Genomic DNA, 13,569 nt, shown 5'->3' on the forward strand with positions numbered 1-13,569 from the left:
CTTGGAATATGGGCACATCCTCGGCTGGCACCGCTCGCTACGACCGTTTCGTCGCAGACCTGTTCGGCGTGATGGCATACGGTGAACTGTCCGCGTTCGAGCGGCTGTCCTCCGACGCCCGCTACTCGCCCACGCTGCACGACCGGGCCGTGCTCGGCAGGATCGCCGTCATCGAATTCCAGCATTACGAACTGGTGAGCGCCAAGCTGGCGGAGATGGGCGTCGAGGTCGAACACGCGATGCTTCCGTTCCAGCCAGCCGTTGACCACTTCCACGAACGTACCCGTCCGGCGGACTGGTACGAATCCCTGATGAAGGCCTATGTGGTGGACACCGTTTCCGCCGATTTCTACCGGGCGGTCGCCGGGTTCGTGGATTCCGGAACCCGGGACGTCATCGAGCAGATCCAGTCGTCGGAGGAGGCCACGGGAGTGCTCCGGGAGCGGCTCAGGGGAGCGCTGGCGGACGACCCCCGGCTCCCGTCCAGGCTGGCGCTCTGGGGACGCCGGCTTCTGGGCGAAGCGATCACGCAGGCCCAGCGGGTGGGCCACGAGCACGCCTTTCTTGGCGAGCTCTTCGTAGAGGCGGAGCCCGGTGCCACGGACGCCACCGCACGCGAAATGGTGCGGGGCATCACCGCTGGAGTCGCGGAAAACCATTCCCGGCGAATGGTCAAGCTGGGCCTGAGCGGGTAACGCCCAGGATAGCTTCCGCTCCGGCTTTTCCGCCTACGAGACGGTGGCCCGCGACGTGGCGTCGAGCGCGTCCAGGAGTTCCGCCGCGGCGGCCGCCGGGTCGGATGCCTCGGTGATGGCGCGAACGACGACGATCCGGCTTGCTCCGGCGGCCAGGACCTGTTCCACATTGGTGCGGTCGATCCCGCCGATCGCGAACCAGGGCAGCAGCAGGCCGCCCACCCGTTCCTCGTTCGCAGCGCGGACAGCCTCCGCTGCGTAGCTCACCAGGTCGAGCCCGACGGCGGCGCGTCCGGGCTTGGTGGGGGTGGCCCACAGCGGGCCCACGCAGAAGTAGTCCAGGCCGCTGCGCCCGTGGGCGGCGCCGATGGCGGCGTCCACCTGCTCCGTGTTGTGGGTGGACAGCCCGATCACCGTTGAATCGTGCAGCAGCTTGCGGGCGGCACGGAGCGGCAGGTCCTTCTGTCCGATGTGGAACACGGGGGCCCCGGCGATGGACGCGATATCAGCGCGGTCGTTCACCGCCCAAAGCCGCCCGTGCCTGCGGGCGGCGGCGTGAACGATCTCCAGCAACTCGAGTTCCTCGGCCGCCTCGATGCCTTTGTCCCGCAGTTGAATGATGTCCACGCCGCCGGCGAAGGCTGCGTCCACGAAGTCTGCGAAGTCCCCGCGGTTCTTGCGGGCGTCGGTGCAGAGGTACAGGCGGGCAGCGGTGTGGGCAGAGTGCTCGGTCATGGCAACCACCTTAGTTCCTCTAAACTGGGCAGGTACCGCGGGAGCCCGTTACTGCTGTCATAAAAGGCGCAGGGCTGAGAGGGCGTCAGAGCCGACCGCTTGACCTGATCCGGTTAGTACCGGCGTAGGGAAGGATTTCCATGAACCCTCAAATCAGCGGCGCCCTTGAGGCCGATGTGGCCGTGATCGGCGGCGGCGTGGTGGGCCACGGCATCGCGTGGGAGGCAAGGCGCTCCGGCCGTTCGGTGGTGCTCATCGACGAGGCCCCCGGGTCCGGAGCCAGCTGGGCGGCGGCCGGCATGCTGGCCCCGGTCAGCGAACTGCATTACCAGGAGGAAGGGCTTCTGGAACTGATGCTGGACTCCTCCGCCCGATGGCCTGAATTTGCCGCCACGCTCACCGCCGGTGTGGACGCCGGATACCTCACGACGCCGACCCTAGCGGTGGGCGCGGATCCCGCCGACCGCCGCGCGTTGATGGACCTGCGGGAGGTGCAGCGGGCATACGGCCTCGGGGTCGAGCCGCTGACCATCCGCGAGGCCCGCCTCCGCGAGCCGCTGCTCAGCCCCGGAATCTCCTGCGCATTGGACATCCCGGCGGACCACCAGGTAGACCCGCGCAGGCTGGTCCGCGCGCTTGCTGCGGAGCTGGCCGGCCACGGCGAGGAAACCGGCGCAGCGGACGGATATGCGGTCCGCGAGCACGCTGCCGGCCTGCTTTGGGACGGCGGGCGGGTCCGCGGGGTCCGGCTGGCCGGCGGCGGGACCGTCAGGGCGGCTGAAACGGTGGTGGCCAACGGCCTGGCTGCCGCTCAGCTGCAGGATTTGCCGGAAGGACTGCAGCTGCCGCTGCGCCCGGTGTACGGAGACATCCTCAGGCTCCGGGTCCCCGCCCACCTGCAGCCCCTGCTCACCGCGACAGTCCGCGGCATGGTGCGGGGCGTGCCGGTTTATGTGGTGCCCCGCCGGGACGGCACGGTGGTGATCGGGGCCACCCAGCGTGAGGACGGCGTACCGGGGACCAGCGTCGGCGGTGTCTACCAGCTGCTCCGCGACGCGCAGGTTCTGCTTCCGGCGGTGGCCGAGCTCGAGCTCCTCGAAGCCACCGCGCGGGCACGGCCGGGCACACCGGACAACGCGCCCCTGCTGGGCCGGGTTCCGGCCGGAGCGCAAGGTGCCGGCAGGGACGTGGCGGGCCTCATCATCGCCACCGGCTTCTTCCGCCACGGCGTCCTGCTGACCCCCGCGGCCGCAGCGATCTGCCGCGAGCTCATGGACGGCGTCACGGACCCGCGCTGGGCCGCGTTCCGGCCGGGCAGGTTTTCCGGCAAGCTCCCGGACCCGCTGGGACCTGCCCCTGCACTCAGCCCCACCCCCGGCTAGTCACGCCGCAACGGATTACTACGCCACGAATCACCGCCCGGCAGCGGCCTAATTGACCCGCGTCATATTTGACCCGAATAAGGAACCAGCATGAACATCACACTGAACGGAATCGAACAGGAAGTAGGCGAAGGCGCCTCGGTCACCTCGCTCGTCAGCCAAATCACGGGGCGGAGCCTTGCCGCCAACGGGCAGGCCGCCGACGGGCAGCGGCTAGGCGTGGCGGTCGCCCGCAACTCAGCCGTCGTGCCGCGCAGCCAGTGGCACGCCACCGCCCTCGCCGAGGGCGACGAGATCGAGCTTGTCACGGCAGTCCAGGGAGGATGAGGACAATGGCAGAAACACTGATTGAAACGGACAACCTGGTCATTGACGGGGTGGAGCTGACCTCGAGGCTCATCATGGGCACCGGAGGCGCTCCGAGCCTGGACGGTCTCGGGGCTGCTTTGCTCGCCTCCGGCACCCAACTCACAACGGTCGCCATGCGGCGCTATTCGCCTGCCGAAACGGGCTCGCTGTTCCAGCTGCTGGTGGACCACAACATCCGGGTGCTGCCCAACACCGCCGGCTGCTTCACGGCACGCGACGCAGTCATGACGGCCGAGCTTGCCCGGGAAGCGCTGGAGACGGACTGGGTCAAGCTCGAGGTCATCGCCGACGAGCACACGCTGCTGCCTGATGCCGTGGAGCTCGTGGACGCCACCGAGCAGCTGGTGAACCGGGGCTTCAAGGTCTTCGCCTATACCAACGACGATCCCGTCCTGGCGCTCCGGCTCGAAAACCTGGGGGCCTCGGCCGTCATGCCGCTGGGAGCCCCGATCGGGACGGGCCTGGGGATCCTCAATCCGCACAACATCGAGCTGATCGTGTCGCGGGCATCGGTACCTGTGGTCCTGGACGCAGGGATCGGCACCGCCTCGGACGCGGCCCTGGCCATGGAGCTGGGCTGCGCCGCCGTGCTGCTGGCCACCGCCGTGACCCGGGCCCAGAACCCCGCACTGATGGCGGAGGCCTTCAAACACTCCGTGATCGCCGGTAGGCTGGCGCGTGCGGCCGGGCGGATCCCGCGCCGTGAGCATGCCCTGGCGTCGTCGGCCATGGAGGGCCGGGCCGAGTTCCTCTAGGCCCGGCCGCCCCTGCGGCGTCCGTCCGGCACGCTCAACCGGCACTTCCAAGGAGTCAGTTGTGGCCGCCAGGGACAGCATCCTCACCCGACCCCAGATCGACGAGGCGCTCGCCGGACTTCCCGACTGGCGTTACCGGCTGGGCGGCCTTGTCACCGTCTATAAGACGCCGACGGCGGCCGGCGCGCTTGAGCTGATCGCCGCCGTCGGGCGTTTGGCTGAGGACACGGACCACCATCCGGACCTGGACTGGCGCTACAACCGCGTGTTCATCCGTTTCAGCTCCCATGACGCCGGGGGCGAGGTGACCGCGCGGGACACCGGGGCAGCGGCTGCAGTCAGTGCTGCGGCGGCTGCCGTGGACGCCGAGGCCCAGCCCGGCCTCTACCGGACGGTGGAAGTCGGCATTGACACGGCGGACGCGGCGGAGATAGCCGAGGTCTGGCGCGTCGCGCTCGGCTACCGGAAAGGCCGCTTCGGGGACCTCATGGATCCGTACGGCCGCGGACCCGGCGTGTGGTTCCAGGAGACGCCGACGCCGAACGACAACCGCCTGCACCTGGACGTTCACCGCTCCAAAGCCGAATCGGCACCGGCGCTGGAGAAGACCGCGGCAACCGGGGCGTTAATGAACAGTGACCACGCACCCAACTGGGTGGTGGTCACTGATGCCCAGGGGAACCGGCTCTGCCTGTGCACCGAGGAAGGCCACGAACCGGACGTCCCCGCATCCTGACACTGCCGGATCCTGACACTGCCGGATCCTGGCATGGCCGGAGCTGGGCCCGCTAGATCTTCAGCGCTGCCGTCAGCCGCTGGGTGTCCTGCCTGGCGCGCGCCCGGCCCAGGAAGACCGCCACCGCCACGGCCGCAGCCGTCCCGGCCACCATGGGAAGGACCCACGGCAGCCACGTCAGGCCCGGCTGGTAGCCCAGCCCCGCCCAGATGCAGGTGATCCAGGCGAGCATGCCCACCGCCGCGGCCGTACCGGCCGGCAGGAAGATGCCGTACTTGGTGTGGCGGCGGTCGTTGGCCCAGACGATGAAGCCTGCGGCGACAGTTACCAGGAGCACGATCACGAGGGACAGCACAGGACGGCCTACAGTGCGCCGAAGCCGACCCGGCGCACTTCCTCGGCGCCGATTTCGACATAGCCCAGGACGTTGGCCGGGATGATGATCTGGCGGCCCTTCTCGTCGTTCAGGCGCAGCTCGCTGCCCTTGGCGATGGCCTCGGCCACGACTTTGGCCACAGCCTCGGCATCCTGAGCCGATTCCAGCACAATTTCACGGCCGACGTTCTGAATGCCGATCTTTACTTCCACAGCGAGGCCTCCCAGCCAGTCAAGGTTGAAAATTCAAAGGTAGTTTCAGTTGTAGTCTAGGTCTCTTTGGGGAAGCGAGAGATTCCGCGCCAAGCTAAACGGTAAATCAGGTCGCTGGCCACATCGAGGTCGAGGTTGCCGTCCGTTTCGAGCCAGTAGCGGGCGCTGACCTGGGCCATACCCGCCAGGCCCCGACCCAGTAGTTGGGCCTCCAGCGGCGGCAGCTTGGTGTCCTCGGCGATGACCTGGGCAATGGCGTCGGCGAACGTCTTGTTGAACGTCTCCAGGCGCGAGCTGACGTCGGCGTCGTTGATCAGGTCGGACTCGAACACCAGCCGGTGCGCCTGGTCGTCGCTGTCAATGAAGCGGTAGTAGGCGCGCATGACGGCCTGCACGCGCTCCTTGTTGTCCGTAGTGGAGTTCAGGGCGCCCAGCATGAGCTCGGTCAGGGCCTCGAGATGGCTGTCCAGCAGGGCGAGGTACAGTTCCCGCTTCGATGGAAAGTGCTGGTAGAGCACCGGTTTGCTGACGTGGGCCGTTTCGGCGATCTCGTCCATCGCGGCGCCGTGATAGCCGTTGGCGACAAAAACCTCCTGGGCTGCTGCCAGCAGCTGGGCACGGCGCTCGTCGCGCGGCAGCCTCGCGGAACGCTGGCCGGCGGGCCGGCCGGGGCCGGTATGGGATTGCGCGGCCTGAGTTCGATCAACCGGTGCATGATGAACCACTGTTGGCCTTCTTTCCTTTGCAGTTAACTTCACTTTACCCGGGGGTAATATGACCGCGCGGTATCTTCAGGCATACATTGAAGTATGGCTTCTCCGTCCACCGTAAATACTGTCCGCACGCCCCCGGGCCCCCTCGTCGATCCCGCGCCCGGGCTCTCGACCGAAGAGGTGGAGCGGTATTCCCGGCATCTCATCATTCCGGAAATCGGCGCCGTGGGCCAACGGCGGCTGAAGAACGCCCGCGTCCTGGTCATCGGCGCGGGCGGCCTTGGCTCCCCGGCCCTGCTTTACCTCGCCGCCGCCGGGGTGGGAACCATCGGGATCATCGACGACGACGCCGTGGACCTGAGCAACCTGCAGCGGCAGATCATCCACGGTGTGCGGGACGTGGGCCGGCCCAAGATCGAATCCGCCCGGGACGCCATCGCGGAACTGAACCCGCTGGTGGACGTCCGCCTGCACAACGACAGGCTTGATGCCTCCAACGCGCTGGAGCTTTTCGCCGGCTACGACCTCATCCTGGACGGGGCGGACAACTTCGCCACCCGCTACCTGGTCAACGACGCCGCCGCGATCCTCGGCAAGCCGTACGTGTGGGGATCGATCTTCCGCTTCGACGGACAGGTCAGCGTGTTCTGGGAACAGCACGGGCCCACCTACCGGGACCTCTACCCCGAGGCGCCGCCGGCAGGTTCCGTCCCGTCGTGCGGGGAGGGTGGCGTGTTCGGGATGCTGTGCGCGGCGGTGGGATCGCTCATGGTGACGGAGGCCGTCAAGCTGATTACCGGCGTCGGGCGTTCCCTGCTGGGCCGGGTGGCGCTGTACGACGCCCTGGGCGGCAGCTGGCGCGAGATCAGGGTGTCCAAGGACCCGGACGCCCCGCGGATCACGGAACTCACCGACTACGAGGCCTTCTGCGGCATCGCCCCGGCCGGCACAACCGACACCGAGCACACTGTGACGGCAACGCAGCTCGCCACGATGCTGGCTTCGCGGCAGGCCGGGCTGAAGGACTTCGACCTCGTGGATGTGCGTGAGTCGGGGGAGTACGACATTGTCCGGATCGACGGCTCCGTCCTGATCCCGCAGGGGCGCATCCTCTCCGGCGAGGCATGGGGCGAGCTGCCGCAGGACAAGGACATCGTGTTCCACTGCAAAGCGGGGACGCGCTCGGCCACGGTGCTGGCAGCCGCTCGGAAGGCCGGCTACCAGCGGGTCAGCCATCTCGACGGCGGCATCCTCGCCTGGGTCAGGGACGTGGAGCCGCAGAAGCCCGTCTACTGACCCCGGCAGTGGTTGCGCCGGGATCAACTGAGGTTCTGCCTCCCTCACCGGACGACGACGGGGATCTGCCGGGTGTGCAGAACCTCGCCGGTGGGCAAACTCATGACCGGACCTGGGACACGGTCAGCAGCGGGAGGGCAAGGGCCTGCGGGGCGTTGTCCTCCAGCCCTGTGTACTCGATTTCCATGGCCACCGAATCGTGCGGGGCCAGGTAGCTGATCCAGACCTGCTCCGTGACGCCGGCGGCAATCGTGCCCGGACCGCGGTCGGCGTCCTGCGGGGCTACGGTGATGCCGGAGGGCAGCAGCTTAAGGCGCAACTGTCCCGGGCTGAACAGGACCGGCTCCGGCCGGTTGTTCGTGAGTGCCACTTCGAGCACGACGACGTCGCCCCAGGTGAAGTTCGCGGGTTGCGGCCAGCCGGAGTCCAGGAGGGGTGCGCTGTCGTCGTGGCTGTGCACTTCAGTACCCTGGCGGCTGGAAACGCGCTGGATTTCCGGCTGGCCGGCTGCAGCGGCGTTGCGCGTTCGGTCCGTGACCTGCGATATGGCCGAGGCGAGCGGCGTGGCAGCGGGCTGCCCCTGTGCATCAAGCCTGGCCAGGCGTCCGGCGTCGACAAGTGACAGAGTTCCGAAGCCCGTGGAGAGCCCGGCTCCGCCGCCGGGTTTGCTGCGGGACACGATCCCATAGGTCCCACCGCCCACCAGCAGAAGAGCCCCGCCTCCCACGATAAGTCCGAATTGCCGGCGGCTCAGAGGCGGCACGGCAGGGGCCGGTGAAGAAAAATTCATGATTGCTCCCCAATATGGTGTTCACGGGCAACTTCAATGCTGCACGGGGAACCTATGGAAAGCTTGCGGACCTTATTTGTCAGAACATACGCCGGTTAGGCGGAGTTCCGGCGCGCCTCATTTTCCTGCAGGGTGACGGTGTCCTGGGGAGTACCGGCTTTTTGCTGCGGTCCGGTGAGGGCAGTGTGGTCCACAGGGCACTCGGCCTTGGACGCGGCGGCGGGCTGCTCCACAGTGATGCCGTACAGGGTTTCCAGGGCTGCGACGTAGTCGTCCTGCTGGCCATTGGAGGCCAGCTCGCGGGCGCGGACGGTGGGGACGTGGAGCAGCTGCTTCACCATGCGGCGCAGCGCGAACTCCACCTCTTCGGCAGCGGCGGTGCAGCCGTGGCGGGCGCGCACCTTTTCCATCTCCGCGTCGAGCACGTTCATGGTGTGGCGGCGGAGGGCCACAATGGCCGAGTCCACGGACCGTGCCTCGCGTTCCTGCTCGAACGCCTGGGCGGCACCGGAAACCATGCTGCTCGCCTGGGCGAGGGACTCCGCCTGCTCCTGGGGTGCTGCCAGGCGCACGGACTCCAGCGTCAGCAGTTCCACGCCGTCGAGCTCTCCCACAGCGGGATCAAAATCGTGGGTCAGCGCCAGGTCGATGGCGATCAGCGGCTGGGTGGATCCGGCGCGGACCTGGGCGAGCTCGGCGGCTTCCACCCTTGTGTCCGAGCCGCTGCAGCCGATCATGACGTCGGCGGCGGCTACGGCGGCGTGCAGGGTGTCGCCGTCGAGCGCGGTCCCGCCGCGCGTTGCCACGAAGGTGGCCGCGCGTCCGGATGAGGAGAACACGGAGATGTCACGGCAGCCGCGTTCCCGCAGGAGGGCCATGGTGGCGCCTGCGTACGCGCCGGTGCCGAACACCACAACCTTCTTCTTGGACCAGTCGGCCTCTTCGGAAAGGTCAGTGGCAAGGTCCAGGGCCACCGAGACGATGGACAGGCCGCGGGAGCCGAGCGCTGTCTGGGCGCCGACGTCCTTGGCTGTTTTCGAGGCGGCCTGGAACAGGCGGACCAGCCCGGAGCTGGCGGTGCCCTCATGCTGCGCGGTAATCAGGGCCCGGCGCACCTGCCCGGCGATTTCCCGCTCGCCAACCACTGCGGAGTCGAGCCCGGAGCTCACGGCGAAGAGGTGCTGGGTGACGTCGGGGCCGGTGCGGGTGCTGAATGACCGGGACACGAGATGCTCGCTGAGTCCGCTGGATTCGCTGATCTGGCCCACCAGGGCGGCGCGCGCGGCCTCTACGTCGTCGGCGTGCGGTGCCTCGCCGTAGATTTCGTAGCGGTTGCAGGTGGCAAGGACAACCGCGCCCTTGACCGCCGGCGAACCGGCGAGGGCGGACGTGGCAATGCCAGAAGAACCGTTGCTTAGGTGAGCAACGGTTTCGAGGTCGATGTCGGCGTGTGTAGCCACCAATGAAAAAAGAACCACAGCAGGACAATCATAGCTTTTTCGCACCCGCGTAGAACAACCCTTTGCCCGGATGCCAGATTTCCGGGCCTGTGATTCCTGCCACGCCGGGTGGAGCTGCGGCGGGATGACAGGCTGTCGTTATCTTTTGGGGGCAATTTTGGGCACAATCAAAAGCATGACTTCTAGCGCTGTTACACCCGCCGGCACCGGACTCGACGCAGGCCATCCGCTTCGCGACGGACGCACTGCCGACTCCCCGCTCATCGCGGCGTACCGTGGCGGCAAGCCAAGCCGCCGTCCGGTGTGGTTCATGCGCCAGGCGGGACGTTCCCTGCCGGAATACCTGAAGGTGCGCGAGGGCGTCGCCATGCTGGACTCCTGCCTGCGCCCCGAACTCGCCTCCGAAATCACGCTGCAGCCGGTGCGCCGGCACGACGTGGACGCGGGCATCTTCTTCTCCGACATTGTCATTCCGCTGAAGCTGGCCGGCGTCGGCGTCGACATCGTGCCCGGTGTGGGTCCGGTCCTGGACAAGCCCGTCCGGACCGCCGCCGACGTCGCGGCCCTGCCCCGCCTCACGGAGGAGTCGCTGGAGCCCATCCGTGAAGCCGTCAGGCTGACGGTGGACCAGCTCGGCAAGACCCCGCTGATCGGCTTCGCCGGTGCGCCGTTTACGCTTGCCGCCTACATGGTGGAAGGCCGGCCCTCACGCGACCACCTAGGGCCGCGCACCATGATGCACGCCGACCCCGAGGCCTGGACAGCGCTGGCCAACTGGGCCGCGGACGCCTCCGGCCTCTTCCTGCGCGCCCAGCTGGAGGCGGGCGCCTCCGCCGGCCAGCTGTTTGACTCGTGGGCCGGTTCCCTGGGCCTGGCGGACTACACCCGCTTCGTCGCCGCTGCATCCTCCCGCGCCCTGGACCACGTCCGGGACCTTGGCGCGCCGCTGGTCCACTTCGGCACCGGCACCTCGGAGCTTCTGGTGGCCATGCGCGACGTCGGCGTTGACGTCGTGGGCGTGGACTACCGGTTGCCGCTCGAGGAGGCCAACCGCCGGCTGGGCGGCACCGTCCCGCTGCAGGGCAACATCGATCCTGCACTGCTGTCTGCCCCGTGGGAGGTCCTTGAGGCGCACGTCCGCGAGGTCATCGCATCGGGCGCGGCCGCCCCTGCCCATGTGCTGAACCTTGGCCACGGCGTGCCGCCGGAAACGGACCCTGACGTGCTGACGCGCGTCGTCGAACTCATCCACTCCGTCCCTCCGGAGTAGAGGGCGTGGCTGCGGGGAGTCCTCCGGCCGCCGGACGCACGGCGCTGGTGGTGGGCGGCGGCATCTCCGGGCTCTTGGCCGCCCGGGAGCTGGCCCGGGCGGGACTTCGCACCACGGTGTTGGAAGCCGCCGAAGCATGGGGCGGCTGTGTGGGCCGGCATGACGTCGCCGGGCTGACCCTGGACAGCGGGGCCGAGTCGTTCGCCACCCGTTCGGCAGCCGTGGCGGACCTCGCGGCTGAACTGGGGCTCGGCGGAAACATCGTTGCTCCCCGGCCCGGCGGGGCGTGGGTGCAGTTGCCCGGCGGCCCCCGCGAACTTCCCAAGACCGGTGTGCTGGGCATCCCGGCGAATCCGTGGGACCCGGAGGTGCGCCGCTCGCTCGGCCTGCGCGGCTCCCTGCGCGCCTCGCTGGACAAGCTGCTGCCCGCCTCGGTGGGAACCACCGCGGAGGTCTCCAGCGTCTCGGCGCTGGTGCGGACCAGAATGGGACGCCGCGTCCTCGAACGGCTCGTCGAACCCGTGGTGGGCGGCGTGCATTCGGCTGACCCGGGCCTCCTCGATGTGGACATGGTTGCCCCCGGGCTGCGCGCGGGCATCACCAAGCACGGGTCGCTGGCCGCGGCCGTGGCTGCCCAGCGCAAGGGGACGCCCTCGCGAGTCGCGCCCTCGCAAGGCCAGCCAGCCAAGGCGGGCTCCGCCGTCGCGGGCCTGAAAGGCGGCATGCACACCCTCGTGACGGAGCTGGTGGCGGACCTCCGGGCGCGTGGCGTTGAGTTGCGGACGGGAACGGCCGCCACCGCCGTCGCACGCACTCAGCATGGCTGGGAGGTGACGGCGGGTGAGGGCGGCTACAGAGCCGACGTACTAGTGGTTGCCCTGGACGGGCCCTCCGCCGTGCGGCTCCTCCGGGCAGCGGTGCCGGCCCTGGCCGAACATGAACCGGGCCCCGGGCCAGTAGTCAAGCTTGTGACACTCGTTGTTGATCTCCCCGCACTGGACCGGCGTCCGCGTGGCACGGGGATACTGGTGGCGCCGCAGACGGCCGGAATCCAGGCGAAGGCACTAACCCATGCCACGGCCAAATGGGACTGGGTGGCTGAATCAGCCGGACGCGGGCGGCACGTGCTGCGGCTCTCCTACGGGCGCAGCGACGGTGTGCCGGCCCATTCGGCGGCTGCCGCGCCCGGGCTGGAATCGGCGTCGGATACGGAACTGCTTGACATGGCTTTGCAGGATGCGTCAGCGCTGCTGACCGTGGCTGTCACGCGCGATGCGCTGGTGGACTGGGACGTCGTCAGCTGGGCCGGAGCCCTGCCGTTTGCCGCGGTCGGCCACCGGCAGCGGGTTGCCGAGGTCCGGCAGGTCTGTGCCGGCACTGACGGGTTGCTGATGGTGGGCGGCTGGCTGGCCGGCAACGGCCTGGCGGCCGTGGTGGCGGACACGAGAAAGCAGCTCGCGGCCTTCCTGGCATAGCGCTGCCTGGCGCGGCAGGGACGTATCCCCGCCCGCCGAGGGGCTGGCCGGGGACAGGTTTCCTGCCGCCCGCGATACCGCCTGCCCGGGCCGCCTGCAAGTTTTCCCCGGCGCGAAAATGTGTTTAGGGTCGATGACTATGGTCAATCAGAAGTCCGAGGGTTTTCGTTCGCTGACTGGTTTCCATGGGGGACTTCGGCGCGGCACAGCAGCGGCAGCGTTCGGAGCGGTACTGGTCTTGTCCGCAGGGGTTCCTGCATCCAACGCAGCTGCGTCAGAGCTGCCCGCATCCGGCCTGTTGGCGGACTCGGAGCAGGCCGGCAGTGCTTCCGGGACGGGGCTGGGCGCCACCGTCGACGCCGCCGGCCTTGAGGCCTGGGCGGCGGCCGCACTGTCCAACGAGCGGTCCACCGAACGAACACCGTCCACAGAACGCACACGGTCCGCCGACAGGGCCCGCGGCTCGAAGGAACGCGACCGTCCGGCCGAACCGGCACCCTCGCCGTCGCTGCCGCCGTCCCTTGCGCCGCTGGTTCCGGTTCCGACGCCGGACCCTTCGGTCAGGATCTCCGCCAGCCCGACGCCGGCCGTTCCGGTCCCGTCTGTTCCTGTGCCGGCCGTTCCGGTGCCCACCATTCCGGTTCCCGTGCCGTCCGTTCCGGTGCCCACCCAGCCGGGTCGCACGGAGCCGGCGCCGGCGCCGACGTCGTCGGGAACTCCAGAGCCCACGCGGACCGCCCGGCCGTCGGCCTCGCCGGATTCGCCTTCCCCCTCCCCGTCACAGTCCTCCGGCACGCCGTCCCAAGCGCAGCCGTCCGGGACCCCGTCACAATCGGGGAGTTGGACCGGATCGTCGGCAGGAACGGGCGGCTCCTCCCCGGCGGGGCAGGTTCCTGCCGGCCAGCAGTCTCCTGCCGGCTCAGCGTCCGGAGCTACCGGTTCAGCTGCGCCGGCCGCGCCGGCCGGAGGCGGATCACAAAGCTCAGCAGCCAACACCGAATCCCGGTCCACGGGTGCCAGCACCTTCGAAGAGATAGCGGGCCTGTCCGGGGGATCGGGGCTGCGGGGAGGTTCGGCCGCGGGAGTTGCCGCCGGAGTCTGGGGCTCGGCTCAGCTCGCGGGTCCCAATAACATGGCCACGATCAGCTCGCTCTACACGCGGGTACCGGCCGAAGCTGCTGTCATGGGAGTTTCGCGGAACGGGACCATTGAGCCGCAGGTGTGGTGGGGCGCAGGGTTGCTGGCGCTTGCCGGGGCGGCGGGTTTTGCCGCGATCCGGATCCGGCGGTCGCTGTGAAATTAGCC

Annotated in this window: 16 protein-coding genes and 1 riboswitch; of the genes, 9 read left to right on the top strand and 7 right to left on the bottom strand. The window is 68.9% G+C overall.

Going from position 1 to position 13,569, the window contains the following annotated elements; translation table 11 throughout:
* Nucleotides 1-8: 8 nt before the first annotated feature.
* Nucleotides 9-695 (top strand): ferritin-like fold-containing protein, encoded by a 687-nt coding sequence (locus tag AC1DFE_RS01020; RefSeq protein WP_476904067.1) that lies wholly within the window; start codon nucleotides 9-11, stop codon nucleotides 693-695.
* A 33-nt stretch (nucleotides 696-728) separates the two neighbouring features.
* On the opposite strand, the gene thiE is transcribed toward AC1DFE_RS01020, so the two are convergent.
* Nucleotides 729-1,430: a thiamine phosphate synthase gene (gene thiE, locus AC1DFE_RS01025; protein WP_476904068.1), complete on the bottom strand. Its 702-nt coding sequence runs from the start codon at nucleotides 1,428-1,430 to the stop codon at nucleotides 729-731.
* 27 nt (nucleotides 1,431-1,457) lie between these two features.
* Nucleotides 1,458-1,578: riboswitch (TPP riboswitch) on the top strand.
* Here thiE and thiO point away from each other — a divergent pair.
* The 4 genes from thiO to AC1DFE_RS01045 all read left to right on the top strand — a co-directional run bounded on the left by thiO (nucleotide 1,571) and on the right by AC1DFE_RS01045 (nucleotide 4,672).
* The gene (thiO, locus tag AC1DFE_RS01030; RefSeq protein ID WP_476904069.1) at nucleotides 1,571-2,812 is read left to right on the top strand and encodes a glycine oxidase ThiO; all 1,242 of its coding nucleotides are present in this window, start codon (nucleotides 1,571-1,573) and stop codon (nucleotides 2,810-2,812) included. It overlaps the preceding riboswitch by 8 nt.
* A 90-nt stretch (nucleotides 2,813-2,902) precedes the next feature.
* The gene (thiS, locus tag AC1DFE_RS01035; RefSeq protein ID WP_476904070.1) at nucleotides 2,903-3,139 is read left to right on the top strand and encodes a sulfur carrier protein ThiS; all 237 of its coding nucleotides are present in this window, start codon (nucleotides 2,903-2,905) and stop codon (nucleotides 3,137-3,139) included.
* 5 nt (nucleotides 3,140-3,144) lie between these two features.
* The gene (locus AC1DFE_RS01040; protein ID WP_476904071.1) at nucleotides 3,145-3,936 is read left to right on the top strand and encodes a thiazole synthase; all 792 of its coding nucleotides are present in this window, start codon (nucleotides 3,145-3,147) and stop codon (nucleotides 3,934-3,936) included.
* 61 nt (nucleotides 3,937-3,997) lie between these two features.
* Nucleotides 3,998-4,672: a 4a-hydroxytetrahydrobiopterin dehydratase gene (locus tag AC1DFE_RS01045; protein WP_476904072.1), complete on the top strand. Its 675-nt coding sequence runs from the start codon at nucleotides 3,998-4,000 to the stop codon at nucleotides 4,670-4,672.
* Between the two features lie 52 nt (nucleotides 4,673-4,724).
* On the opposite strand, the gene AC1DFE_RS01050 is transcribed toward AC1DFE_RS01045, so the two are convergent.
* From AC1DFE_RS01050 to AC1DFE_RS01060, 3 genes are read right to left on the bottom strand one after another with little or no spacing between them, the layout of a single operon-like run.
* Entirely contained in the window at nucleotides 4,725-5,027 is a 303-nt protein-coding gene (locus AC1DFE_RS01050) for a hypothetical protein (RefSeq protein ID WP_476904073.1), read from the bottom strand.
* Nucleotides 5,028-5,035: 8 nt separating this feature from the next.
* Nucleotides 5,036-5,260, bottom strand: a complete 225-nt coding sequence (locus AC1DFE_RS01055; protein ID WP_476904074.1) for a DUF3107 domain-containing protein — start codon at nucleotides 5,258-5,260, stop codon at nucleotides 5,036-5,038.
* A gap of 56 nt (nucleotides 5,261-5,316) precedes the next feature.
* On the bottom strand, nucleotides 5,317-5,985 hold the full coding sequence (locus AC1DFE_RS01060) for a TetR/AcrR family transcriptional regulator (RefSeq protein WP_476904075.1): 669 nt from the start codon (nucleotides 5,983-5,985) through the stop codon (nucleotides 5,317-5,319).
* A gap of 84 nt (nucleotides 5,986-6,069) precedes the next feature.
* Here AC1DFE_RS01060 and moeB point away from each other — a divergent pair, with 84 nt between their 5' ends.
* A complete protein-coding gene (gene moeB / locus AC1DFE_RS01065) occupies nucleotides 6,070-7,269 on the top strand; it encodes a molybdopterin-synthase adenylyltransferase MoeB (protein WP_476904076.1) in 1,200 nt (399 codons plus the stop codon).
* Nucleotides 7,270-7,369: 100 nt separating this feature from the next.
* Here the strand turns inward: moeB and AC1DFE_RS01070 are convergent, their stop codons facing one another.
* Both AC1DFE_RS01070 and AC1DFE_RS01075 read right to left on the bottom strand, forming a co-directional pair.
* Nucleotides 7,370-8,059: a hypothetical protein gene (locus tag AC1DFE_RS01070; RefSeq protein ID WP_476904077.1), complete on the bottom strand. Its 690-nt coding sequence runs from the start codon at nucleotides 8,057-8,059 to the stop codon at nucleotides 7,370-7,372.
* A 95-nt stretch (nucleotides 8,060-8,154) separates the two neighbouring features.
* On the bottom strand, nucleotides 8,155-9,537 hold the full coding sequence (locus tag AC1DFE_RS01075) for a glutamyl-tRNA reductase (RefSeq protein WP_476904078.1): 1,383 nt from the start codon (nucleotides 9,535-9,537) through the stop codon (nucleotides 8,155-8,157).
* A 157-nt stretch (nucleotides 9,538-9,694) separates the two neighbouring features.
* Between AC1DFE_RS01075 and hemE the strand changes: the two genes are divergently transcribed.
* Nucleotides 9,695-10,789 (top strand): uroporphyrinogen decarboxylase, encoded by a 1,095-nt coding sequence (gene hemE / locus AC1DFE_RS01080; RefSeq protein WP_476904079.1) that lies wholly within the window; start codon nucleotides 9,695-9,697, stop codon nucleotides 10,787-10,789.
* Between the two features lie 5 nt (nucleotides 10,790-10,794).
* On the top strand, nucleotides 10,795-12,264 hold the full coding sequence (gene hemG / locus AC1DFE_RS01085; protein ID WP_476904080.1) for a protoporphyrinogen oxidase: 1,470 nt from the start codon (nucleotides 10,795-10,797) through the stop codon (nucleotides 12,262-12,264).
* Nucleotides 12,265-12,411: 147 nt separating this feature from the next.
* On the opposite strand, the gene AC1DFE_RS01090 is transcribed toward hemG, so the two are convergent.
* Entirely contained in the window at nucleotides 12,412-13,275 is an 864-nt protein-coding gene (locus AC1DFE_RS01090; protein WP_476904081.1) for a hypothetical protein, read from the bottom strand.
* 121 nt (nucleotides 13,276-13,396) lie between these two features.
* On the opposite strand from AC1DFE_RS01090, the gene mprA reads away from it, so the two are divergent.
* Nucleotides 13,397-13,561, top strand: a complete 165-nt coding sequence (gene mprA, locus AC1DFE_RS01095) for an MprA protease, GlyGly-CTERM protein-sorting domain-containing form (protein ID WP_476904082.1) — start codon at nucleotides 13,397-13,399, stop codon at nucleotides 13,559-13,561.
* Nucleotides 13,562-13,569: the final 8 nt, after the last annotated feature.

The sequence above is a fragment of the Arthrobacter sp. 05T423 genome (genome assembly GCF_056396245.1).

Coding starts and splice junctions, on each gene's coding strand:
- AC1DFE_RS01020 (WP_476904067.1), top strand. CDS start 9: ATGGGCACATCCTCGGCTGGCACCGCTCGCTACGACCGTTTCGTCGCA.
- thiE (WP_476904068.1), bottom strand. CDS start 1,430: ATGACCGAGCACTCTGCCCACACCGCTGCCCGCCTGTACCTCTGCACC.
- thiO (WP_476904069.1), top strand. CDS start 1,571: ATGAACCCTCAAATCAGCGGCGCCCTTGAGGCCGATGTGGCCGTGATC.
- thiS (WP_476904070.1), top strand. CDS start 2,903: ATGAACATCACACTGAACGGAATCGAACAGGAAGTAGGCGAAGGCGCC.
- AC1DFE_RS01040 (WP_476904071.1), top strand. CDS start 3,145: ATGGCAGAAACACTGATTGAAACGGACAACCTGGTCATTGACGGGGTG.
- moeB (WP_476904076.1), top strand. CDS start 6,070: ATGGCTTCTCCGTCCACCGTAAATACTGTCCGCACGCCCCCGGGCCCC.
- AC1DFE_RS01070 (WP_476904077.1), bottom strand. CDS start 8,059: ATGAATTTTTCTTCACCGGCCCCTGCCGTGCCGCCTCTGAGCCGCCGG.
- hemE (WP_476904079.1), top strand. CDS start 9,695: ATGACTTCTAGCGCTGTTACACCCGCCGGCACCGGACTCGACGCAGGC.
- mprA (WP_476904082.1), top strand. CDS start 13,397: ATGGCCACGATCAGCTCGCTCTACACGCGGGTACCGGCCGAAGCTGCT.